This window comes from Aeromonas veronii (assembly GCA_041319085.1).
Classification (GTDB): domain Bacteria; phylum Pseudomonadota; class Gammaproteobacteria; order Enterobacterales; family Aeromonadaceae; genus Aeromonas; species Aeromonas veronii_F.
On the sequence record CP101033.1, the window covers coordinates 2,604,010 to 2,628,307 of the forward strand.

Consider the following 24,298-nt stretch of genomic DNA (forward strand, 5'->3'; position numbering starts at 1 on the left):
CTACGGGATTCATATATCGTGCAAGGGGGGGATCTGTTCCAGTATCTGGCTGGTCAGATCGAGGCTGATGGTAACCATGCTGCCAGGCTCCTGGCTCTGGTTTGCCATATTCAGCGCCGGTGTCGCGCTACAAGCCAACACCTCATCATCGAAATGGAACGAATCCCACGACAGAACGCGTCCTTGCTGAACCGATCCAACATCGGTGCCACCACTCTCCTCCGCCCTCGCAGACCAGGCAATGGTATCAGACGGCCCCAGCAAATCGTGCAACAACGGGGAGTGAAAACTGGCCAACGGATACTCCTGCTGCCCCTGAACATGGCCCACCAGGATCATGTTATGGGCAGATTCGGTATCCATGACCGGCACATAGATGATAGCGGCAGCAGCAAAATCAACATAGAGCGATCCCGCTACATCACCGGCCTCATTCTCTATCTCCATCCCATCCAGCCGATCACCCGCAATCGAGGCCTGATAGCCAAACTGGCCGGCGCAGGTAATGTTCCCCTGCCCATCCCAGCTATAACGGATGCCATCAATGTCGACCCAGTTGAATGACTGCATGATTACCCTCTCCTCTACTGCCGCTATCTTATCCATCCCCTTGAGGAAAAAACAGGGGCCAGGCAAGCCCGGCCCCATTACTCGCTTACGGATCCACCTTGAGGTTACCGTCATCCAGCAGTTGCTTGATGATATCTTGGTTAGAACCCAGAGAAGCCAGATCGAGTGAGTTCTGGAACTGAATTGTCAGTTCCGCCTCCCCACCAGCCCCGGCAGGATCTATCGTCAACGTCTTGGTCGTCGTGTTGAACTGCAGATAGTTGATCAGCACGGCTGCCAAGTCTTCGTTGTCCCCCAGCGCTGGTACGCCAACCAGCAGATCAGACAGATCCAGCACATCGCCACCACTGACAGTCGCACCCAAGGTGAAGTCGGTGATGTTGTCCGTACTGCCGTCGGCATCGCCACTGACCCATTTGAAGGTATCGTTACCAGTGCCTCCGGTAAGAGTATCCGAACCTAAGCCACCAATCAGGGTATCGTTACCACCTTGACCATAGAGGATGTCATTACCAGCACCACCATCCAATATGTCATCCCCACCCACTGTACCTTCTTGAGCGTAGGAGGCATGGTTAGTTACTAATTCGGTCAGCAACTGATTCGATGTCAGCCCTGGATGTGCAGCTACAAATGCAGCCCAGCCACCATCAGCACTGTTGACATAAATACTGTCGCCATATATCACATCATTGCCGGCACCACTTTGCAGATGATCATTGCCTACCGAAGCAGCAGCACTCCCCCCGCCGGTAAGCTGACCAATAACGGTATTAAGCTGGTTAGCATTGTTGACATTGGTTGCGCTACCTCCTGTTCCTTCGACTTGACCAAGTAGCGTCAAGGCATTAGCACCGATTTGAATCCCAACAGACTCAATCGTAAAAGTCTGCCCGACTGACGAGCCTACATTCTCAATTCGGTTTACTTCGCTGACATTATCATCATTGCTTGAGCCACTAGGATTATAAGTCCCGAGCACATGCTGCATAGCCACAGCACTGCTGACACTATCAACCGTCGTTGTACCATTTGCATGGTATGCTCGGTTGGGCTCCCCATCAGAAACAAAGATAACTTTGTTAACATCAGCAGCGGCAATAGGAGCATCAGGGCCAACTGATTCAATCCAGTTATTAGCGGCGATCAATCCAGCCTCATAGTTTGTGGCGTCAGCACTGGGCACAGTGATGGCATTGACAAAAGCAATTGCTGCCAACCGTTGGGCATTGTCATCTACTCCTCCAGTTGTCAGAGTGAAGCTACCTGAGCTGTTTACCTGAGTAGCGAACGCATCGATATGAATTCGAATGTCGCTCGCTCCCGAGTTGTACAACCCATTAATTGCACTGATCACTGCCTGCTTCATAGCCTCGAGTCGGGTGATACTGGACGTGACACCATTAATATTGGTGAACTGAATTGTATTGCTGATCATGCTGCCTGAGTTATCCAGCAAAAAGGCAATATTCGCTTTCTGCCCAGGTAACTGGTTCGATCCTCCGACATCTCCGATCAGGACATCATTACCACTCTTTCCATCAATTTCGCCAGCGCCACCAGACACGACAAACGGTACGGAGCTGCCGCTGACATCGTCGGCATTACTACCAACGATAAGAACAGGAGCAACAACCGGCTCAAAGGCCACCTGCAATATTGATGTATCTTTGTCACCATCACCATCAACTACCGCAACATTGAAATTAGTGATCACAGGGTCCTCTTCAATACGCTCGAGTAAATTGGCTCCAGTAACCCTGAAACCATCACCGCCAGCATCAGACAACTCGACCCGAGTGATATTCGTCAACGTAGTGGGGATAGTTGCCTCTGTATGATTGGTAAAGAGCGTAGTGCCGCTTTGAACGACCTGATCACCGTTCGAATTAGTGCCATAAATAGTCCAGCTAACTAAATTTGTGGCTGCATTCGATTTATTTTCAACTGAGAAAGCGACTTCTAGTGCGGGGGCCGAGAAATCAAAATAAATTTTATTAGCCCCTTCGATCCACTGATTGTCTGTCGCTAGACCTTGCGTACTCGAGTTAACAGTACCCTCCAGCGAATCTACCGTCATGATGACATTCTGCCCATTGGGGATAACATCTCCAGGCTTATAAATGCCACCTGTATCGGTAATAACCAAATAATCCTGATAGCCACCGACACTCTTGTTAAACGTTGTTGAGAACTCTTCGATTGCCCCATCAACCTTACCGTCCATGTCAATGATATAGTGACCAGTAACATCCATGGTCAGAGTAAAGATCAGATTCTGTCCGCTACCACCGGTGTATGCACCTGGTACTGTGCTGGTATAAGCAAACAAGGTACCCGGCGAAGCCGGATTCACGTAGTAATAGATAGTGTATCCATCTGAGGTCAACACACTAGCCGCATAAGTAGTGGTGGTTCCATTCCAGCCAGAGATATTCCCTGTCAGGTCACCATGACCTGCACCATCACTCCCCAAATCAACGGTATACATACCCTCAACATATCCTGAGCTCGAGTTTGCCAGTGAAGTAGATTTTGAGGTTTCAACAATATCCGGACCGTCATCGTCAAAGCTGAACGCCGAGGTCGTGTTGTTGGCCAGCACCACCGTATCGGAGGCCACGATCTGGTCACCATCGCCGTCGACACGGGTAACCTGAGCTTGCAGCAACAGCGTGCTGCCCGGCGCCAGCAGCAGTTGCACCGCTTCGTCGTACAGACCGTCAGTGCCGTTGTCCAGCGCCTCGTACAGCGTGGTCTGCAGTTGCAGCGAGCCACCAACATCGACGATCTCGATCTTGAAGACTGTTTGGTTGGTGGTGTCCTTGCCCTCCAGCACGCCGGCACCCGTGGCGAACAGGGTGATCGCCCCGCCATTGGTGGCCACCAGGTTGGTGGCCAATCCATTAACCGGAACACCGGTGAAGCTCACCGCCGTGCTGAGCGAGCCCGCACCGTCCGAGCCGTAGCTGCCGCTGATGGTAAACAGGCTCAGCAGGCCACCGCTCACCGTCGTGGTCGCACGCGCCAGCGCGCCGCTCACATCGTCGTTGACGTAGCTGTCGGAACTCTCGCCCGTCGCATAGTGGTCCGTGGCACCGGTGGTTTCGTCCAGCGAGACTGTCACTGCCGCCGTGCCGCCTGCGTTGGCCGTCACGGTCTGGGTCGGACCGTCATCGTCGAAGCTGAACGCCGAGGTCGTGTTGTTGGCCAGCACCACCGTATCGGAGGCCACGATCTGGTCACCATCACCGTCGACACGGGTAACCTGAGCTTGCAGCAACAGCGTGCTGCCCGGCGCCAGCAGCAGTTGCACCGCTTCGTCGTACAGACCGTCAGTGCCGTTGTCCAGCGCCTCGTACAGCGTGGTCTGCAGTTGCAGCGAGCCACCAACATCGACGATCTCGATCTTGAAGACTGTTTGGTTGGTGGTGTCCTTGCCCTCCAGCACGCCGGCACCCGTGGCGAACAGGGTGATCGCCCCGCCATTGGTGGCCACCAGGTTGGTGGCCAATCCATTAACCGGAACACCGGTGAAGCTCACCGCCGTGCTGAGCGAGCCCGCACCGTCCGAGCCGTAGCTGCCGCTGATGGTAAACAGGCTCAGCAGGCCACCGCTCACCGTCGTGGTCGCACGCGCCAGCGCGCCGCTCACATCGTCGTTGACGTAGCTGTCGGAACTCTCGCCCGTCGCATAGTGGTCCGTGGCACCGGTGGTTTCGTCCAGCGAGACTGTCACTGCCGCCGTGCCGCCTGCGTTGGCCGTCACGGTCTGGGTCGGACCGTCATCGTCGAAGCTGAACGCCGAGGTCGTGTTGTTGGCCAGCACCACCGTATCGGAGGCCACGATCTGGTCACCATCGCCGTCGACACGGGTAACCTGAGCTTGCAGCAACAGCGTGCTGCCCGGCGCCAGCAGCAGTTGCACCGCTTCGTCGTACAGACCGTCAGTGCCGTTGTCCAGCGCCTCGTACAGCGTGGTCTGCAGTTGCAGCGAGCCACCAACATCGACGATCTCGATCTTGAAGACTGTTTGGTTGGTGGTGTCCTTGCCCTCCAGCACGCCGGCACCCGTGGCGAACAGGGTGATCGCCCCGCCATTGGTGGCCACCAGGTTGGTGGCCAATCCATTAACCGGAACACCGGTGAAGCTCACCGCCGTGCTGAGCGAGCCCGCACCGTCCGAGCCGTAGCTGCCGCTGATGGTAAACAGGCTCAGCAGGCCACCGCTCACCGTCGTGGTCGCACGCGCCAGCGCGCCGCTCACATCGTCGTTGACGTAGCTGTCGGAACTCTCGCCCGTCGCATAGTGGTCCGTGGCACCGGTGGTTTCGTCCAGCGAGACTGTCACTGCCGCCGTGCCGCCTGCGTTGGCCGTCACGGTCTGGGTCGGACCGTCATCGTCGAAGCTGAACGCCGAGGTCGTGTTGTTGGCCAGCACCACCGTATCGGAGGCCACGATCTGGTCACCATCGCCGTCGACACGGGTAACCTGAGCTTGCAGCAACAGCGTGCTGCCCGGCGCCAGCAGCAGTTGCACCGCTTCGTCGTACAGACCGTCAGTGCCGTTGTCCAGCGCCTCGTACAGCGTGGTCTGCAGTTGCAGCGAGCCACCAACATCGACGATCTCGATCTTGAAGACTGTTTGGTTGGTGGTGTCCTTGCCCTCCAGCACGCCGGCACCCGTGGCGAACAGGGTGATCGCCCCGCCATTGGTGGCCACCAGGTTGGTGGCCAATCCATTAACCGGAACACCGGTGAAGCTCACCGCCGTGCTGAGCGAGCCCGCACCGTCCGAGCCGTAGCTGCCGCTGATGGTAAACAGGCTCAGCAGGCCACCGCTCACCGTCGTGGTCGCACGCGCCAGCGCGCCGCTCACATCGTCGTTGACGTAGCTGTCGGAACTCTCGCCCGTCGCATAGTGGTCCGTGGCACCGGTGGTTTCGTCCAGCGAGACTGTCACTGCCGCCGTGCCGCCTGCATTGGCTGTCACGGTCTGGGTCGGACCGTCATCGTCGAAGCTGAACGCCGAGGTCGTGTTGTTGGCCAGCACCACCGTATCGGAGGCCACGATCTGGTCACCATCGCCGTCGACACGGGTAACCTGAGCTTGCAGCAACAGCGTGCTGCCCGGCGCCAGCAGCAGTTGCACCGCTTCGTCGTACAGACCGTCAGTGCCGTTGTCCAGCGCCTCGTACAGCGTGGTCTGCAGTTGCAGCGAGCCACCAACATCGACGATCTCGATCTTGAAGACTGTTTGGTTGGTGGTGTCCTTGCCCTCCAGCACGCCGGCACCCGTGGCGAACAGGGTGATCGCCCCGCCATTGGTGGCCACCAGGTTGGTGGCCAATCCATTAACCGGAACACCGGTGAAGCTCACCGCCGTGCTGAGCGAGCCCGCACCGTCCGAGCCGTAGCTGCCGCTGATGGTAAACAGGCTCAGCAGGCCACCGCTCACCGTCGTGGTCGCACGCGCCAGCGCGCCGCTCACATCGTCGTTGACGTAGCTGTCGGAACTCTCGCCCGTCGCATAGTGGTCCGTGGCACCGGTGGTTTCGTCCAGCGAGACTGTCACTGCCGCCGTGCCGCCTGCGTTGGCCGTCACGGTCTGGGTCGGACCGTCATCGTCGAAGCTGAACGCCGAGGTCGTGTTGTTGGCCAGCACCACCGTATCGGAGGCCACGATCTGGTCACCATCGCCGTCGACACGGGTAACCTGAGCTGCAGCAACAGCGTGCTGCCCGGCGCCAGCAGCAGTTGCACCGCTTCGTCGTACAGACCGTCAGTGCCGTTGTCCAGCGCCTCGTACAGCGTGGTCTGCAGTTGCAGCGAGCCACCAACATCGACGATCTCGATCTTGAAGACTGTTTGGTTGGTGGTGTCCTTGCCCTCCAGCACGCCGGCACCCGTGGCGAACAGGGTGATCGCCCCGCCATTGGTGGCCACCAGGTTGGTGGCCAATCCATTAACCGGAACACCGGTGAAGCTCACCGCCGTGCTGAGCGAGCCCGCACCGTCCGAGCCGTAGCTGCCGCTGATGGTAAACAGGCTCAGCAGGCCACCGCTCACCGTCGTGGTCGCACGCGCCAGCGCGCCGCTCACATCGTCGTTGACGTAGCTGTCGGAACTCTCGCCCGTCGCATAGTGGTCCGTGGCACCGGTGGTTTCGTCCAGCGAGACTGTCACTGCCGCCGTGCCGCCTGCATTGGCTGTCACGGTCTGGGTCGGACCGTCATCGTCGAAGCTGAACGCCGAGGTCGTGTTGTTGGCCAGCACCACCGTATCGGAGGCCACGATCTGGTCACCATCGCCGTCGACACGGGTAACCTGAGCTTGCAGCAACAGCGTGCTGCCCGGCGCCAGCAGCAGTTGCACCGCTTCGTCGTACAGACCGTCAGTGCCGTTGTCCAGCGCCTCGTACAGCGTGGTCTGCAGTTGCAGCGAGCCACCAACATCGACGATCTCGATCTTGAAGACTGTTTGGTTGGTGGTGTCCTTGCCCTCCAGCACGCCGGCACCCGTGGCGAACAGGGTGATCGCCCCGCCATTGGTGGCCACCAGGTTGGTGGCCAATCCATTAACCGGAACACCGGTGAAGCTCACCGCCGTGCTGAGCGAGCCCGCACCGTCCGAGCCGTAGCTGCCGCTGATGGTAAACAGGCTCAGCAGGCCACCGCTCACCGTCGTGGTCGCACGCGCCAGCGCGCCGCTCACATCGTCGTTGACGTAGCTGTCGGAACTCTCGCCCGTCGCATAGTGGTCCGTGGCACCGGTGGTTTCGTCCAGCGAGACTGTCACTGCCGCCGTGCCGCCTGCGTTGGCCGTCACGGTCTGGGTCGGACCGTCATCGTCGAAGCTGAACGCCGAGGTCGTGTTGTTGGCCAGCACCACCGTATCGGAGGCCACGATCTGGTCACCATCGCCGTCGACACGGGTAACCTGAGCTTGCAGCAACAGCGTGCTGCCCGGCGCCAGCAGCAGTTGCACCGCTTCGTCGTACAGACCGTCAGTGCCGTTGTCCAGCGCCTCGTACAGCGTGGTCTGCAGTTGCAGCGAGCCACCAACATCGACGATCTCGATCTTGAAGACTGTTTGGTTGGTGGTGTCCTTGCCCTCCAGCACGCCGGCACCCGTGGCGAACAGGGTGATCGCCCCGCCATTGGTGGCCACCAGGTTGGTGGCCAATCCATTAACCGGAACACCGGTGAAGCTCACCGCCGTGCTGAGCGAGCCCGCACCGTCCGAGCCGTAGCTGCCGCTGATGGTAAACAGGCTCAGCAGGCCACCGCTCACCGTCGTGGTCGCACGCGCCAGCGCGCCGCTCACATCGTCGTTGACGTAGCTGTCGGAACTCTCGCCCGTCGCATAGTGGTCCGTGGCACCGGTGGTTTCGTCCAGCGAGACTGTCACTGCCGCCGTGCCGCCTGCGTTGGCCGTCACGGTCTGGGTCGGACCGTCATCGTCGAAGCTGAACGCCGAGGTCGTGTTGTTGGCCAGCACCACCGTATCGGAGGCCACGATCTGGTCACCATCGCCGTCGACACGGGTAACCTGAGCTTGCAGCAACAGCGTGCTGCCCGGCGCCAGCAGCAGTTGCACCGCTTCGTCGTACAGACCGTCAGTGCCGTTGTCCAGCGCCTCGTACAGCGTGGTCTGCAGTTGCAGCGAGCCACCAACATCGACGATCTCGATCTTGAAGACTGTTTGGTTGGTGGTGTCCTTGCCCTCCAGCACGCCGGCACCCGTGGCGAACAGGGTGATCGCCCCGCCATTGGTGGCCACCAGGTTGGTGGCCAATCCATTAACCGGAACACCGGTGAAGCTCACCGCCGTGCTGAGCGAGCCCGCACCGTCCGAGCCGTAGCTGCCGCTGATGGTAAACAGGCTCAGCAGGCCACCGCTCACCGTCGTGGTCGCACGCGCCAGCGCGCCGCTCACATCGTCGTTGACGTAGCTGTCGGAACTCTCGCCCGTCGCATAGTGGTCCGTGGCACCGGTGGTTTCGTCCAGCGAGACTGTCACTGCCGCCGTGCCGCCTGCATTGGCTGTCACGGTCTGGGTCGGAACATCATCCAAGATCGTGACATCAAGAGAGCCATTGGCGGTATCACCATCGGTATCGGTCAGTACAACGTTAAAACTCTCGGCAAGCGAAGTGTCATTGGCTGGTCTTGTATGGTTTTCATTATCGCCAAGGGTGTAGCTGTAGCTGACTTGCCCTGCGCCAGTCACCGGGTTGTAGGTCACGGCAGTGATGGTCAGGACATTTCCCAACGGGCTGATAATGGTTTGGGGAAACGATACACCGAACTGGCCATTGGTGATTAATGCGACGCCACCCAACGTCAAACTCTGAACACCGTCAGGGGCACTGAAGGTAAACACGCCACCTTGAGTCAACGCTGCCGAATCCGGGGTTGAACCATCCGCCAGGTTGGCATCACTGACCAATACCTCCCCCCCTTCCAGAGCAAGGCCCTCAAGGCGCACCTCTTCATCGACCGGAGTCATGGAGATAACAAGTGTTGAAGTCACTGTATCCTGGCCATCGGTTACCTGATAGCTCACTGGGGGAACGGTGCCATCATAGTTAGGCGCTGGGGTGAAGGTATAACTCCCATCCGGATTGATGATCAGCGTGCCCACACCGGTAATGGTGGCAGCAACGCCGGCAGGCACACCGAGGTTGATACCCCAGTCATATGACACGATAGAGGCATCAGCGGGTCCATCTGGATTGGTACTATTATCGAGCAGGTTCCCGCTGACCTGGGTGTCTTCCTGGGTCACGATGGTTTCGCCCAAATCATCCAGCTGATTCTCAAGAATTAAATCTTCTGCCTGATTTTCATTGATGAGCGCCGCCGTATCGTACGTGGTATCAAACCCAGCCTCCGCGATCGTGGCATCACCGGTTCGATCAATAGTGACAAAGCCACCGTTACCACTGGCCCCGGCTACGCCACCAATTCCGCCACCACCGGCCGCTGGTGCCCCACCCGCTGCGGAAGCCTCAAAATTCTTAGTCGGGTCCACACCCTGCAGAATTGACTCTTGCAATGCGGCAATATCGGACGGGGCGCCTTCGGTGGGCGAGGCTCCTTGCGGTTGACCTGGTTCAACCGACTCGGACCCCGTAGGTGAATGCTGTGCAGGTGTATCGTCATAAGGGGAAAGTGCCAGCTTGGCATCATCCGCGATGATCAACTTGGCACCGGGTTGGAGAATTTCCCCTTTTTGCAGAAGACGGCGGCTTCCGTCAGCCAGCACAATCTCCACATTTCCTTCGATAGCTGAAACAACCACGGACTTGTCGATGATTTGGGTACGCATATCCATTGCTCCAAGGTGACCGATCTTGATGTCTACACCGTAGAAGCTGATTGCGCGCTGTTCCGTTGCAAAAAAGTGTACGTTCGAGAGGGATTAAACAAATACACGGAAAAAAATCGAAAAGTTGGAATTTATTAATATAAATCAAAATCTTATTATCGATGCCATTCGAGACCATGTTTATTTAATTATATAAAGAGGGTTTAAATAGAGGCAATTGGTATAAAAAAAGGCCCCTTTCGGGGCCATTTTTCAGCATTTTATTCAAGACAATTGGAAGGCGGGGTGAACAAATCCCTGATAACCGTCGATATGTAGTTTGGAGAGCAGCTCAACTTGATGTTGATCCTCGACACGGGTCGCAATGGTGGTCACACCGGCATTGTGCGCAGCACGGCACACGGCTGCGAGGAATGAGGTGTCAGCACCCGGCTCCATGACCTGACTGGTATAACCGTGATCGACCTTGACATAAGCCGGCAACAGCTCCTCCAGATAGCCCAGAGACTGGAAGTGACGGCCGTAGTGGTCAACGCCCCACTGGAAGCCATGAGCTTGCAAGGTGCCCACCAGCGCAGCCACGTTGTCCTTATGCTTCATGATGGCAGCTTCAGGTATTTCGAATAACAACCGCTCTTTCAGCTCGGCATGCTCGGTCAAATAGCGCTTCAGCCAGGTTAAAAATTCATCCGAACAGAGCGAGCCGGCAGTGATGTTGATCGCCAGCACCAGATCAGACTGCTTTTGCAATAAAGGAACGCAGGCATCAAGCACCGCCTGGTCAAACTCGCCACCCAGTTTGAACTGTTCAATCGCGGGCAAGAACTGGCCGGCAAAATAATCTGTGCCATCGCGAGAGATAGAAGCAAACAGCTCGGCATGCAATCTGGCGCCAGTATCAAAGCGGCAAGCAGGTTGGGCTTTAAAGCGCCAGAGTTGTCGTGAAATGGCGTCTTGTACCAGATCTCGCCAAGCCAAACGTCCCATCAAACCTTGTTCGGTGCCCCCTTCCATCACCACAGCACCGCGGCGTTCATTGCGTGCCTTGCCAAGCGCATTATCGGCTTTGGTCAACAGGGCAGAGAGATCATCATTGCCATCGCGACCGGCAATACCGATGACGGAGAGCGCATCGCCTTCGCCCATTGGATTCACCACCAGATCGGCGATGCGGCTATTAATCACTTCAGCCAACTCTTTTAGTTGAGTGAGATCATCCGTTGGGCAGAGCAGCGCATATTCCGTCGCGGAGATCCGTGCCAAGGCGGCCCCATCCCACCCCTTTAATTGCTCTTTCAAGGCCTGAGCGATCGATTTGACCATATTGTCGCGGGCCGCAAAGCCTTCATCGCGATAGATATCATCCAGCATATCGACCGCAACCAGCATGACGCCCCCCTGGCCAGCCTCCGCTATCCATGCGTTTACCTGGCCCACAAAATAGGCTCGGTTGCCAAGACCCGATACGGCATCGACATAAACCCGCTCACGCAATTTCTCGGCCTCATCGGCTTGTTCTTTGAACTGCAACGCCAACTTGCTTGAGAGGGTGTTAATCGCCTGGACGACCTGCTTCAATTCATGGGTTTTAGGCTCCGGGATCGTATGACCAAAATGGTGAAGCTCGATCTCGACAGCCTGTTCACAGATCTGTTTGAGTGGCTTGAGTAAGTAGTTAAGTGCTCTCATCAACAAAATGGTGGTGATCAAGAAACCGACCAGAAACCAGCTCGCCAGCTTGCTCATCCCCCGCCACAACTCGTAATAAGCCTGGCCGGGGTGACCCACCACTTTTAATTTTCCAAGCTGCAACCAGCCAGACGTCAGAATTGACTCGTTGGATACCTCGGGAAACAGTCCCAAATTCACAAACCACTGCGGCACACCCTGAATGTTGTTGGTATTTTCCTGCTCGATGACATCCTTTGAGGCCAGCAGATCAAGGCGAACCAACCGATAATAGCCGCCATCAAAAATGGCTTGGATCACCGACTCGGCACCGACCTTGTCACCATTTTCCAGATAGGGTGTGAGCGCAAGCCCCAACGAGGTGGCCGTATTAATGACCGTTGTTTCCTGTTGCTGCGCCAGATAAGTGCGGGTTGAATTGAATTGCACCCAGTATGTGGCTGCAAATAACAATCCAAACAGCAGCAGCATGGTGGCTAATAACTGTCGATAGAGCGTCATAGGTTAATCATCCAAATTCACCACTGGCCGAGCCAATCGCCCCGAGGTCATGCGATTGCGTAAATCATTCCATAATCCCAAGCGGGATGATTGACCAGCCAGTTCCCCTTGGCCACGCGCCTTCATCAACCACAAGTGACTACCGTTAAAGCTAAAAATAGGTACCAGATCCCGACGTTGACTTGCCGGACGGATAGAACCGATAAGATTGTCCAGGATCACCGGGACCGATGATGGCGTCTCGTAATAAGCAACAACCATATGAAACTGGTTATAATCGAGCGCCTTGACGTACACCATCCGCATTTTTTCATCCGGGATACCAAGCTCGAGTAGCGTAGAGTATTTGGCGATACTGAAATCTTCACAGTCCCCTCCGGCTGCCCCCAAAAATTCCAGCGGAGTTGCCCAATAATCCTTTTTACGCCACAACTTGATATCGTCAATAAAACGCATCCGATTGAAAAAATTATTTACTCGCTCGAGTTTTTTTTCTTCGCTCAGAGCCCTGCCTTGCGTCTCCATGACCAGCATACGCCAACTGGTGACACGCTTGCCGGCTCTGACGCCATAGGCCTGCTCCGCCCGCTTGATCAAGTCGAGATCTTCCTGTGGCAAAGGCTGACTGGCACAGAGCAAAAGTGAGACGGGTAACAGCAGGATCCATAAGGAGTGGCGTAAAACTCGTCGCGTTTGGTCTCTCCATTCATTGAGGAGATAACACCATCTGCCACCGATACCGCGCTGGAGTGTCACATCATATCCCTGCTGCATTATTGCTGCTGCACTCCTCAATACCGGTGCAACCACCTGCTTTAGCCAAGCATGGTGACTGCCAGCAGCAGTCACCATGTTGACGTTTATCATCCCGGTGGGATCATGGGCAAACGATTATTGCTTGGCCTGCCATTCAGCGGGTTGTTTGACGCTAAACGCATTGAGCAGGCTGCCTGTCGCGTTGAGAATGCGATAGTCCGCCAGCAGTGCATCATACTCGGCAGTGATATAGCTGCGGCGCGCCTCGAACAATTCGTTCTCGGTGTTTAATACGTCCAGCAATGTCCGTTGACCCAAGCCAAACTGCTTCTTGTATGCCTGTACTGTGTCATAGCTGGCGTCAACATGCTCTTTCAGGAAGCTCTTTTGCTTGGCCAGCGACTCTTTCGCGTTCCAGGCCAGACGAGTGCCTTCCTCCACCTGGCGGAACGCATTCAGATGAATATCTTTCGCCTGAGCGTAGAGCGCCGATGTGGCATTGCTCTCTGCCACATCAGAACCGCCACGGAACAAGTTGTAACGCATCCGCACCATGGCGGTCAGATCATCGTTACGCCCTTTGACCGCATCGATATCCTCATTCCAGTTCTGATCGACCTCAAAGGTCACATTGGGGTAGAAACCGGATTTGGCACCTTCATGCTGATACTTGGCCGCTTCAATATCCTGCAGGGAAGAGAGCAGGGTCGGGTGGACTTCGGTCGCCGTTTTCAGGGCAGTATCGAGGCTGGTCGGGATAAGCGCGGTATTGGGAATCGGCTGTACCAGATCTTTTGGCACCTCATTGACGACACGGATAAATTCACTCTCGGCATCGCGATAGTTGTTCTCGGCTGCCGCCTGATTGGAATAGGCCCGGGCAACACGACCATCGATCTGGGTCTGATCCGCGGTAGAGCCCAGCCCTGAATCAGTCCGCTTGCTGATGTCGCTGCGGATCTGCTCGTGGGTTTCCAGGTTCTGTTTGGAGAGCTCCAGGATCTCCTGCTGGCGCAGCATATTGAGGTAGACCTCAGCCACCCGCAGCGCGGTGTTTTCTGCTTCGGAGATCATCGCCAGACGCTGGGCATTGGCTTCAGCTTGGGTTCTGGAGACGTTACTGCTGACATCAAAGCCATCGAACAACATTTGCCGCAGACTGAGTCCAGCCTCTTTACGAGTCAGTGAATCATCGCCCCTGAACGCAGGAGAACGAGTCGTAGGACTGTCCGTTTTTTCATAGCCTACGCCACCACGCAGATCGATCGTAGGATAATAGCCACCCTTGGCCCCATCATGCTGATAAAGCCGTGCCTGATAAAGATCAAACGCTTCCTTGATCTTGGGATGAGTCGCAAGTGCCTGCCCCACAGACTCTTCCAGAGTCTGGGCCTGCCCCAATGCTGGCAACATAGTTATGCCACTGACCAGCATGGCAACAATCGTTTTTTTCATGTTATCTCCAGTCATGTCTTGTTTTTAGATTGCTGGCTTATCGTTCTCTCAGCGCCGACTGTTTTGCCCTTAATATGGGTTTCAGCAAATAGTCTAGGACACTTTTTTTACCAGTAATAATATCAGCACTGGCTAACATACCGGGGATGATGGGAAGTGCGTTAAGCTCATCGCCCAAGTAACTCTTCTCGGTACGAACCCGAACCAGATAAAAGGAGTTCCCCTCCTCATCCTGGATCGAGTCGGCACTTATCTGCTCAACCTTGCCATGTAATCCTCCATAGATGGTGAAATCATAGGCGGTGATTTTGACCACTGCGTCCAGCCCTGGCCGCAAAAAAGCGATATCTTTCGGGGAAACTTTAGCCTCAACCAGCAGAGTATCTTCCAGTGGGACAATTTCCATTAAATCCATGCCAGGCTGAACCACGCCGCCCAGGGTGTTGACCTTGAGCTTCTTGATGGTGCCCTTGAGCGGGGCAATCACGCTGGTCCGATCCACCCTGTCTCGCAAGCCAACCTGCCCCTCTGACAACTGGCCCAGTTTCCCCTGCTTGTCATTCAGTTCAGTCTGGGAGTCGGCCCTGAACTTCAGCGCAATATCGTTACGCTTGGAGATGGTCTCACGCAGTACCGCATTGAGCTTGGGAATAAGCAGGCGGTTACTCTCCAGCTCTCCCTGCATCTCGTTGACCTGCCGCTCCAGCTTGATCAGCTCCACTTGAGGTACAATACCCTCTTTTGCTAGGGGACGGCTAATATTCAGCTCTTGTTTAGCCAGATCCACGCTGCGATTCACGGTGCGGATCTTGGCGTTGAGCTCAATCAGCTCCTGCTCATTCTGCTCGATTTGCTGACCAAGAATATAGAGCTGGTTTTTCAGGTTATTAAGGCGATCCCGCTGTACTGAGCGCTCACGGTGCGCGTATTCGGCAAAGACGGTTTCATAACCATCGGGGAACTGAATAGGCGCTTCGCCTACCACTACCTGTTCACGCCACCCCAGCGCCGGGTCGTTTTTCACCTCGACACTGGCCATCTCGGCGCGCAGACGGGCCACATCCCCCTTCAGGGTGACCACCTCCTGCTCGCGTTCTCTAAAGTCGGAGCGGAAACGGGTGTCATCGATGCGCAGCAGCGGCTGCCCCTTTTCGACGATATCCCCCTCTTTAACGAAGATCTCTTTGACGATCCCCCCTTCCAGGTTCTGGATCACCTGCAATTGGCGGGACGGAATCACCTTGCCCTGACCCACGGTGACTTCATCCAGCTCGGCCCAGGCCGCCCAGACAATGGCACTCATGAAAAAGAGGAAACAGCACCATAGCAGGATGCGGGCCCCTGTCGGCGTGGTCTGCAGCACGGCTGCCGCGCCGTCATCGACAAACTCCAGATGCTCGGGAGCTGGCAATACATCGCCAGAAGGCGCCTTTTGGCTGCGCTTGAACCAGTCCATGATTCCCTTAACCATGGGACACCTCCTGGACACGCACCTTGCCTTCCTTCAACTGCTGCAACACCGCCTCTTTGGGCCCATCAGCAACAATCTGCCCCTGTTCGAGAACGATCACCCGCGATGCGACATCGAGCATCGAGGTCTTGTGAGTGATGAGGATCAATGTGGTTTCCGGGCCCAGTCTGGAGAGCTCCTGCTTGACCTGCATCTCGGACTGGTTGTCCATGTTAGAGGTCGGCTCATCCATCACCAAAATGGGGGGATCATTGAGCAGCGCGCGTGCCAGCAAGATCGCCTGACGCTGGCCACCGGAGAGCTGGCGCCCCCCCTCGCCAATCTGCCGCTCCAGCCCGTTGGGATCCCGGTTGGTAAAGTTGGTGACGCCCGCCCGCTTGGCCGCGCGCAAGACTCTCACATCATCCACCAGCGGATTGCCCAGCATGATGTTGTCCCGCACCGAGCCAAAGAACAGGATGACATCTTGCGGGACACAGCCGATATTGCGACGGATTACCGCAGGGGGCAGTTGATCGAGTTCAAAACCGTCGATACGTACCGAGCCATCAGTCGGTCGATATAGTCCCATCAGCAACTTCTCAAGGGTCGTTTTACCCGCCCCAATCCGACCGATAATTGCCACCTTTTCGCCCGGCTGAATGCGCAAATTGATATTGTGCAGAGTGCTGGTTTCCATTCCTGGATATTTGAAGGAGACATTCTCAAATTCAATTCGACCGGCTATCACCGGATGATGAATATATTGCTTGCCCTCCTCCTGTTCGCCAGGGGTTTGCATGATTTTTTCCAAAATATCCAGCGCAGACTTGGCTTGGTTATAGCGGGTCGACAGCACAGAGAGTTGCACCATTGGCGCAATGGCACGGCTGGATAGCATCACAGCGGCAATCATGCCCCCCATGGTGACCAAGCCTTCGGATATCTGGTAAACACCGACGATCACCAGCCCGACGGTCACCACCTGCTGGATATAACTGGCCAGCGAGGACATGGAGTTGGTAATGCGGCGGGTCTGCACGCCCCAGGTAGAAATATGGGAGACGGCCTGCTCCCAGCGATGCTGGAACATGCTCTCGGCACCAAAAATCTTGACCGTTTCCAACCCAGAAATACTTTCAATCAGATTGGCGTTCTTCTGGGATGCAAGGCGCGAGCCCTCTTCAATGGATTTCTTGAGGGGTTCCTGGATATAGAAGCTGTAAGCGATCAGGATCAGCATGGCGACGATGGGCACCACCACCATCACACCGGCAAACATCCAGATGATAAAGAGGAAGAAGACGGCAAAAGGCAGATCGATCAGGGTAGAAACCGTCGCGGAAGTGAAAAACTCCCGCACCGATTCAAATTCCTGCAGATGTTTGGCAAAAGCGCCGGTGGAAGCGGGACGCGACTCCATCCGCATCCCCATGACCTTGGCGAAGATCTTGGCCGACAACAGCACATCGGACTTTTTACCGGCAATATCGATAAAGTAACTGCGCAACTGCCGCATCACAAAATCGAAGGTAAAGACCACCATGGCCCCGACCGCCAGCACCCAGAGCGAATCAAACGCCAGATTAGGCACAATCTTGTCATAGACATTCATGGTAAAGAGCGGGCTGGCGATGGCAAACAGGTTGATCAAAATGGAGGCGATCAACACATCGCGATAAATACCGCGCGATTCGAACAAGGTGCTCCAGAACCAGTGTCCATCACGGGTTTCCAGCACCTTGGGCGAGCGTTCGTCAAACTTGAACTGCTTCTTCACATAGAAGAGGCGACCCAGATACTCATCGCCCAACTGGGCTGCGGTCAGCCATTGCTCGGCATCACCAGCCTGCGGGAAGATCACTTTTCCCTGGCTGCGATCTTCGTTCCACTCCAGCAAAATACAGGCGCCACCACTGCGCATCTGCAATACGCATGGCAGCAGCAAGGGAGAGATGTCGGCCAATGGCTGGATCACTTCACGGGCGGATAATCCGCCCCGCTCGGCAGCACGGCAAAACAGCGCGGTAGTCAGGCGTCCGGAGACCAGTGGCAACCCGGTCGTCAGGGCATCCTGGCTGTTGGGTACACCATAAAAACGGGTCAAGAAGACCAGACACTCCAATAACTCATCAATACGACTTGTTTCTGCTTGCATAGCATCCTGTCACTGCATAAATGAGACCGATACGAACGTTCATCGCTCATATTTCACTGCAAATAGCCACGCTAAAACCGAGTGGCCTGCCCGCTGATGAGCCTGATCAGGGGATAAACCTGTCCAGATAGATCGCGACACTCATCCCCTATTTTCCTGCATGGCAACAATGGCGGTATGGTTCGTTATTGGTAAAAAAATCGGCTCACCAACACCATGCTAACACTGCAATCAGGGTGAATATCGAAGTTAATTGATAGTGACATTTATTATGGCGCACCACTATATCAACCGGCACGTACCAAAACTATAGTCTACGGCATGAACTTTTTATATAACCCTATGTTTTATGTGAAAATAATAACTTCACACTCAATTATAGGTCAGGAAGTATGAAGGGTCTGCCCAACGCGTGGCCTTGCGGGCCGCTCAATGAGAGGGCGTTGGCAATGTCTGCCATGGCTGTCCAGCGATTTTCACACCAGACCGGCGCCAGCAGGGTTGGCCGACGCGCCGATGCCGAAATCCGGTGATACACCACCTCGGGCGGCGTGTGCTGGATCATGGCGACGGCCGCTTCTACATACTGCGCCAACGTCAATACCTCAAGCCGTCCCGCCTGCCACGCTTTGCCAAGAGTACTGCCCTCTACCACATGAAGCGGATGCAGCTTGATCCCCTCAACACCGGTCTCAACGATGCGATGCAGGGTATCGAGGCTGTCCATCGGCATCTCGCCCGGCAGGCCGACGATCAGATGAGCACATACCTTGATGCCACGCTGATGGGCACGTCTTACTGCATCCTCATAGGCGGCATAGCCGTGGCCGCGGTTGATCCGTTGCAGGGTCTTGTCATTGGCACTTTGCAGCCCGAGCTCCAGCCATACCTCGTAACCCCGAGCCTGATAGCCCGCCAGCAGATCCAGCACCGCATCCGGCACGCAATCGGGGCGAGTGCCCACGCAGAGCCCCACCATATCGCTCACCGACAGCGCCTCTTCATACATCCGCTGCAGATACTCGACCTCGGCATAGGTGCTGGTATAGGCCTGAAAGTAGGCAAGATAGCGCTTGGCACGGGTGACTTCATCCCGACGAGCCAGCAGTTGTTGCACCACTGAGAGTTGCTGGGCCGACTCGTCGGCAAAAGAGGAGACATTGCAGAAGGTACAGCCACCACGGCCCAGGGTGCCATCCCGGTTCGGGCAGGTGAAGGCACCGTGGATGGAGAGTTTGTGGATCTTCTGACCGTGACGCTGTTTGAGATCCTGACCGAATGTATTGACGAGTTCGTGTAACTGCATGACACCTCCGCTAAAGGAGCGCCATTGTACGAGCTTGCGCAACACAGGGGCTGAGCTGGATCAAGCTAGCGGAGGGGGCAAAACATATAAACATCCAGTCAGTTTTGAATAAATATAGAGATAAAGCGCAAAAAAAAGATTCTGGCAGTTCGTTGAACATTGCAACAGTAAACATCCATATGAAAATGAGACCCGATAACTCACTGTTGAACAATGAAAAATTCAAAGAGACCCTACAGCACAAAATTGCAAGCATGGGATATTGAAAATGTGATCCCTTCCGCTGTCGGCAGCGTCGGGTTGGTAAAATTACTACATTCACCACCGGTCGCCAAGCTCACCATTGAACCTGCCAATATCAACATATTTAACTATTTCCATCGACTCACACAGAACAATCACATCATCACAGCCGATTAATCCCGTCAACTCAACATTTTGTTATGCGAATGTAACTGTGAAGACAAACCTGACCTGCGATTGACCTTGCCAGAAAATCCCATTAGTTTGGAGATTCGCCACGTCAGGCAGACGGAACCACAAGAGCCAATCGCAATTTATGCAGTCAGGTGATGACTGTGCGATGCAAGGCCGAGCAAGGGAGAAATGCAATGTCACTATATGATCCAAAGCTGGAGAGGGATAACTGTGGCTTCGGCCTGTTGGCCCACATGGAAGGGGAAGCCAGCCACAAGCTTGTTCGTCTCGCGATGTCAGCATTGGCTCGCATGCAGCACCGCGGCGGGATCTCCGCCGATGGCAAGACCGGCGATGGCTGCGGTCTGCTGCTGCAAAAACCCGACAGCTTCTATCGCGCGGTCGCCGAAGAGAAGGGATGGCACCTTGGCCGCAAGTACGCGGTCGGCATGCTGTTTCTCAACCCCGACCCCGTATTGGCGCAAGCCACTCGCGACATCATCGATGAGGAGCTGGAAAAAGAGACCCTGAGTCTGGTCGGCTGGCGCAAGGTGCCCGTCGATACCAAAGTGCTCGGTCCCATCGCCAAAGCCTCCCTGCCCAGTATTGAACAGGTCTTTGTCAACGCGCCTCCCGGTTGGGTTGAACAGGATCTCGAGCGTCGCCTCTATATCGTGCGCCGCCGCATCGAGAAGCGCATCAACGACGACTACTTCTATATCGTCAGCCTCTCCAACCTGGTCACCGTCTATAAAGGGCTGTGCATGCCGGTGGACTTGCCGCGCTTCTATCTGGATCTCGCCGACATTCGCATGCAGGCAGCCATCTGCGTGTTCCACCAGCGTTTCTCCACCAACACCAGCCCACGCTGGCCACTGGCGCAACCGTTCCGCTATCTGGCCCACAACGGCGAGATCAACACCATCGCCGGCAACCGGCAGTGGGCCAAGGCGCGCAGCTACAAGTTTGCGACGCCGCTCATTCCCGATCTGCAGGAAGCGGCCCCCTTCGTCAACACCACCGGCTCCGACTCCTCCAGCCTCGACAACATGCTGGATCTCTTCCTCGCCGGTGGTATGGACCTGTTCCGCGCCATGCGTCTGCTGATCCCGCCTGCATGGCAAAAACACCCGAACATGGATGACGACCTGCGCGCCTTCTACGACTTCAACTCCATGCACATGGAGCCGTGGGATGGCCCCGCCGGTATCGTCATGACCGACGGCCGCTACGCCACCTGCGCGCTTGACAGAAACGGCCTGCGTCCGGCCCGCTACGTCATCACCAAGGACAAATTCATCACGCTCGCGTCTGAGGTCGGCACCTGGGACTACACCCCGGACGAAGTGCTGGAGAAGGGCCGGGTCGGCCCGGGCGAGCTGTTCGTGGTCGATACCAGCAACGGCAAGGTGTGGACCAGCTTCGAGATCGATGACGACCTCAAGAACCGCCACACCTACAAGCAGTGGATGGACAAGCACTGCACCCGACTGGTGCCGTTCGAGCAGATGGACGACAGCCAGACCGGCCGCCGCGAATTTGCTGACGACCAGCTGAAGACCTATCAGAAGCTGTTTGGCTACTCCTTCGAGGAGCTGGATCAGATCATCCGGGTACTGGGTGAGAACGGTCAGGAGGCGGTGGGCTCCATGGGGGATGATACCCCGATGGCGGTGCTCTCCTCCGGCCCGCGCACCCTCTATGACTACTTCCGCCAGATGTTTGCCCAGGTGACCAACCCGCCCATCGACCCGCTGCGGGAGAACCACGTGATGTCGCTGGCGACCTGTATCGGTCGCGAACAGAACGTCTTCAACGAGACCTTCGGCCACGCCCACCGGGTGCTGTTCCAGTCGCCGATCCTGCTCTACTCCGACTTCCACCAGCTGCTGGCACTGGAAGGGGAGTACTACCGTCATCAGGTGATCAGCCTCAACTTCAAGCCCGAAGAGGGGCTGGAAGCGGCCATCGTGCGCATCTGCGACGAGGCCAAAACCGCCGCCAAGAGCGGTACCGTGCTGCTGGTGCTGTCGGATCGCGATATCAGCGCCGATACCCTGCCGATCCCGGCCGCCATGGCGGTGGGCGCGGTGCAGCGCACTCTGGTGGACAACAACCTGCGCTGCGACGCCAACATTCTGGTGGAGACCGCAAGCTGCCGCGATCCGCACCACTTCTCGGTGCTGCTGGGCTTTGGCGCGACCGCCATCTACCCCTATCTGGCCTATGAAACCCTGGCCAAACAGGTTGAAGAGGGCGTGCTCACCATGTCCCTGCGCCAGGCCATGGTCAACTACCGCAACGGCATCAACAAGGGGCTCTACAAGGTGATGTCCAAGATGGGCATCAGCACGGTCGCCAGCTATCGCTGCTCCCAGCTGTTCGAAGCGGTGGGCTTGGCCAAATCGGTGGTCGATACCTGTTTCCGCGGCGTATCGAGCCGTATTCAGGGCGCCGATTTTGCCGACATCCAGCAGGATCAGCACAATCTGGCCCGTCAGGCCTGGCTGGTGCGCAAGCCCCTCGCCCACGGCGGCCTGCTCAAGTTCGTCCACGGCGGTGAGTACCACACCTACAACCCGGATGTGGTGCAGACCCTGCAAACCGCGGTGCGCTCCGGCAACTATGCCGATTACAAGGAGTACGCGCGTCTGGTGAACGAGCGCCCGGTTGCCACTCTGCGCGATCTGCTGGCCCTGAAGAAGGTCGACAATCCGGTCGCGCTGGATCAGGTTGAGCCGGCCGACAAGCTGTTCCCCCGCTTCGACTCCGCCGCCATGTCCATCGGCGCCCTCGGCCCTGAGGCCCATGAGGCACTGGCTGTGGCGATGAACCGCCTCGGCGGTCAGAGCAACTCCGGCGAAGGCGGCGAAGATCCCAAGCGTTTCGGTACCGAGAAGAACTCCCGCATCAAGCAGGTGGCTTCCGGTCGCTTTGGCGTCACCCCCCACTACCTGATGAACGCCGATGTGGTGCAGATCAAGGTGGCGCAGGGTGCCAAGCCCGGTGAGGGTGGCCAGCTGCCCGGTGACAAGGTCACCGCCCAGATCGCCAAGCTGCGTTATTCCGTGCCCGGCGTTACCCTGATTTCCCCGCCGCCGCACCACGACATCTACTCCATCGAGGATCTGGCCCAGCTCATCTTCGACATCAAGCAGATCAACCCGAGCTGTCTGGTGTCGGTGAAGCTTGTCTCCGAACCCGGCGTGGGCACCATCGCCTGCGGCGTGGCCAAGGCCTATGCCGACTTCATCACCATCTCCGGTTATGACGGCGGCACCGGTGCAAGCCCCCTCACCTCGGTCAAATACGCCGGTTCCCCGTGGGAGCTGGGTCTGGCTGAAACCCAACAGGCGCTGGTCGCCAACGGCCTGCGCCACAAGGTGCGGCTGCAGGTGGATGGCGGTCTCAAGACAGGTCTGGACATCATCAAGGCGGCCATCCTCGGCGCCGAGAGCTTCGGTTTTGGCACCGGCCCCATGGTGGCGCTTGGCTGCAAATACCTGCGTATCTGCCACCTGAACAACTGCGCCACCGGCGTTGCCACTCAGGATGAGAAGCTGCGTCGCGAGCACTTCACCGGCTTGCCGGAGATGGTGATGAACTACTTCAAGTTCATCGCCGAAGAGACCCGCGAGCTGATGGCCCAGCTGGGCGTCACTCAACTGACCGACCTGATTGGCCGCACCGATTTGCTTCAGGCCCTGCCCGGCCTCACCGCCCGTCAGGCCAAGCTGGATCTCTCTGGCATTCTGGCTCGTCCGGTCGCTCCGGCAGGCTCCAGCCTGTTCAGCCAGCAGCACAACCCCACCTTCGACAAGGGGCCGCTCAACCTGCAAATGGTCGCGGATCTGCTGGAAGCGGTAGAAACCTCAAGCGGTGGCGAGTTCCGCTACGACATCCGCAACACCGACCGCTCGGTAGGTGCGCGCCTCTCCGGCGAAATCGTCAAACGTCACGGCAATCAGGGGATGGCGGCGGATCCGGTCAAGGTGCACTTCAACGGCACCGCAGGCCAGAGCTTCGGCGTCTGGAACGCAGGGGGCCTCGAGATGATCCTCACTGGCGATGCCAACGACTATGTGGGCAAGGGGATGACCGGCGGCAAGCTGGTGATCAAGCCCCATGTCGGCGTGGCGTTCAAATCCCACGAAGCGGCCATCATCGGCAACACCTGCCTCTACGGCGCCACTGGCGGCAAACTTTACGCCGCAGGTACTGCTGGCGAGCGTTTCGCGGTTCGCAACTCCGGCGCCCTGGCGGTAGTCGAGGGGATTGGCGACAACGGCTGTGAATACATGACCGGCGGCATCGTCACCGTGCTCGGTCAGACCGGTGTCAACTTTGCGGCGGGCATGACCGGCGGCTTTGCCTACGTGCTCGACGAGTGCGGCAACTTCGCCAAGCGCACCAACCCCGAGCTGGTGGAACTGCTGGACGTGGCGGATCTCGCCATCCATCAGGAGCACCTGCGCGGCATCATCACGGCGCACCTCAATGAGACCGGCAGCTCGCGCGCCGAGGAGATCCTGGCCAACTTCGACTCCTATGTGCCCAAGTTCAGGCTGATCAAACCCAAGTCCAGCGACGTGAAATCGCTGCTGGGTCACACCAGCCGTTCCAGTGCAGAACTCAGAATCCAGGCGCAATAAGGAGGGAACCC

At 56.9% G+C, this 24,298-nt stretch carries 9 protein-coding genes and 1 pseudogene; 1 reads left to right on the forward strand and 9 read right to left on the reverse strand.

The genetic code is table 11. From position 1 onward, the window contains the following. Positions 1 to 9: 9 nt before the first annotated feature. The 9 genes and pseudogenes from NMD14_12300 to NMD14_12340 all read right to left on the reverse strand — a co-directional run bounded on the left by NMD14_12300 (position 10) and on the right by NMD14_12340 (position 19,218). Positions 10 to 570, reverse strand: coding sequence for a hypothetical protein (locus NMD14_12300; GenBank protein XEI31566.1), 561 nt, complete (start codon positions 568 to 570; stop codon positions 10 to 12). Between the two features lie 157 nt (positions 571 to 727). Next, positions 728 to 6,253: pseudogene (locus NMD14_12305) on the reverse strand (DUF5801 domain-containing protein). Continuing rightward, a complete protein-coding gene (locus NMD14_12310) occupies positions 6,172 to 9,903 on the reverse strand; it encodes a retention module-containing protein (protein XEI31567.1) in 3,732 nt (1,243 codons plus the stop codon). The pseudogene NMD14_12305 and the gene NMD14_12310 overlap by 82 nt, the downstream one beginning before the upstream one ends. 264 nt (positions 9,904 to 10,167) lie before the next feature. Continuing rightward, positions 10,168 to 12,093, reverse strand: a complete 1,926-nt coding sequence (locus NMD14_12315; GenBank protein ID XEI31568.1) for an EAL domain-containing protein — start codon at positions 12,091 to 12,093, stop codon at positions 10,168 to 10,170. Positions 12,094 to 12,096: 3 nt separating this feature from the next. After that, a complete protein-coding gene (locus NMD14_12320; GenBank protein ID XEI34757.1) occupies positions 12,097 to 12,849 on the reverse strand; it encodes a transglutaminase-like cysteine peptidase in 753 nt (250 codons plus the stop codon). 135 nt (positions 12,850 to 12,984) lie between these two features. Next, entirely contained in the window at positions 12,985 to 14,304 is a 1,320-nt protein-coding gene (locus NMD14_12325) for a TolC family outer membrane protein (protein XEI31569.1), read from the reverse strand. Positions 14,305 to 14,341: 37 nt separating this feature from the next. Next, entirely contained in the window at positions 14,342 to 15,775 is a 1,434-nt protein-coding gene (locus NMD14_12330; protein ID XEI31570.1) for an HlyD family type I secretion periplasmic adaptor subunit, read from the reverse strand. Beyond that, the gene (locus NMD14_12335) at positions 15,768 to 17,912 is read right to left on the reverse strand and encodes a type I secretion system permease/ATPase (GenBank protein XEI31571.1); all 2,145 of its coding nucleotides are present in this window, start codon (positions 17,910 to 17,912) and stop codon (positions 15,768 to 15,770) included. Before NMD14_12335 ends, NMD14_12330 begins: the two co-directional genes overlap by 8 nt. A gap of 376 nt (positions 17,913 to 18,288) precedes the next feature. Next, the gene (locus NMD14_12340) at positions 18,289 to 19,218 is read right to left on the reverse strand and encodes a TIGR01212 family radical SAM protein (GenBank protein ID XEI31572.1); all 930 of its coding nucleotides are present in this window, start codon (positions 19,216 to 19,218) and stop codon (positions 18,289 to 18,291) included. 611 nt (positions 19,219 to 19,829) lie between these two features. On the opposite strand from NMD14_12340, the gene gltB reads away from it, so the two are divergent. Then, the gene (gene gltB / locus NMD14_12345) at positions 19,830 to 24,287 is read left to right on the forward strand and encodes a glutamate synthase large subunit (protein ID XEI31573.1); all 4,458 of its coding nucleotides are present in this window, start codon (positions 19,830 to 19,832) and stop codon (positions 24,285 to 24,287) included. The last annotated feature ends 11 nt before the right edge of the window (positions 24,288 to 24,298 follow it).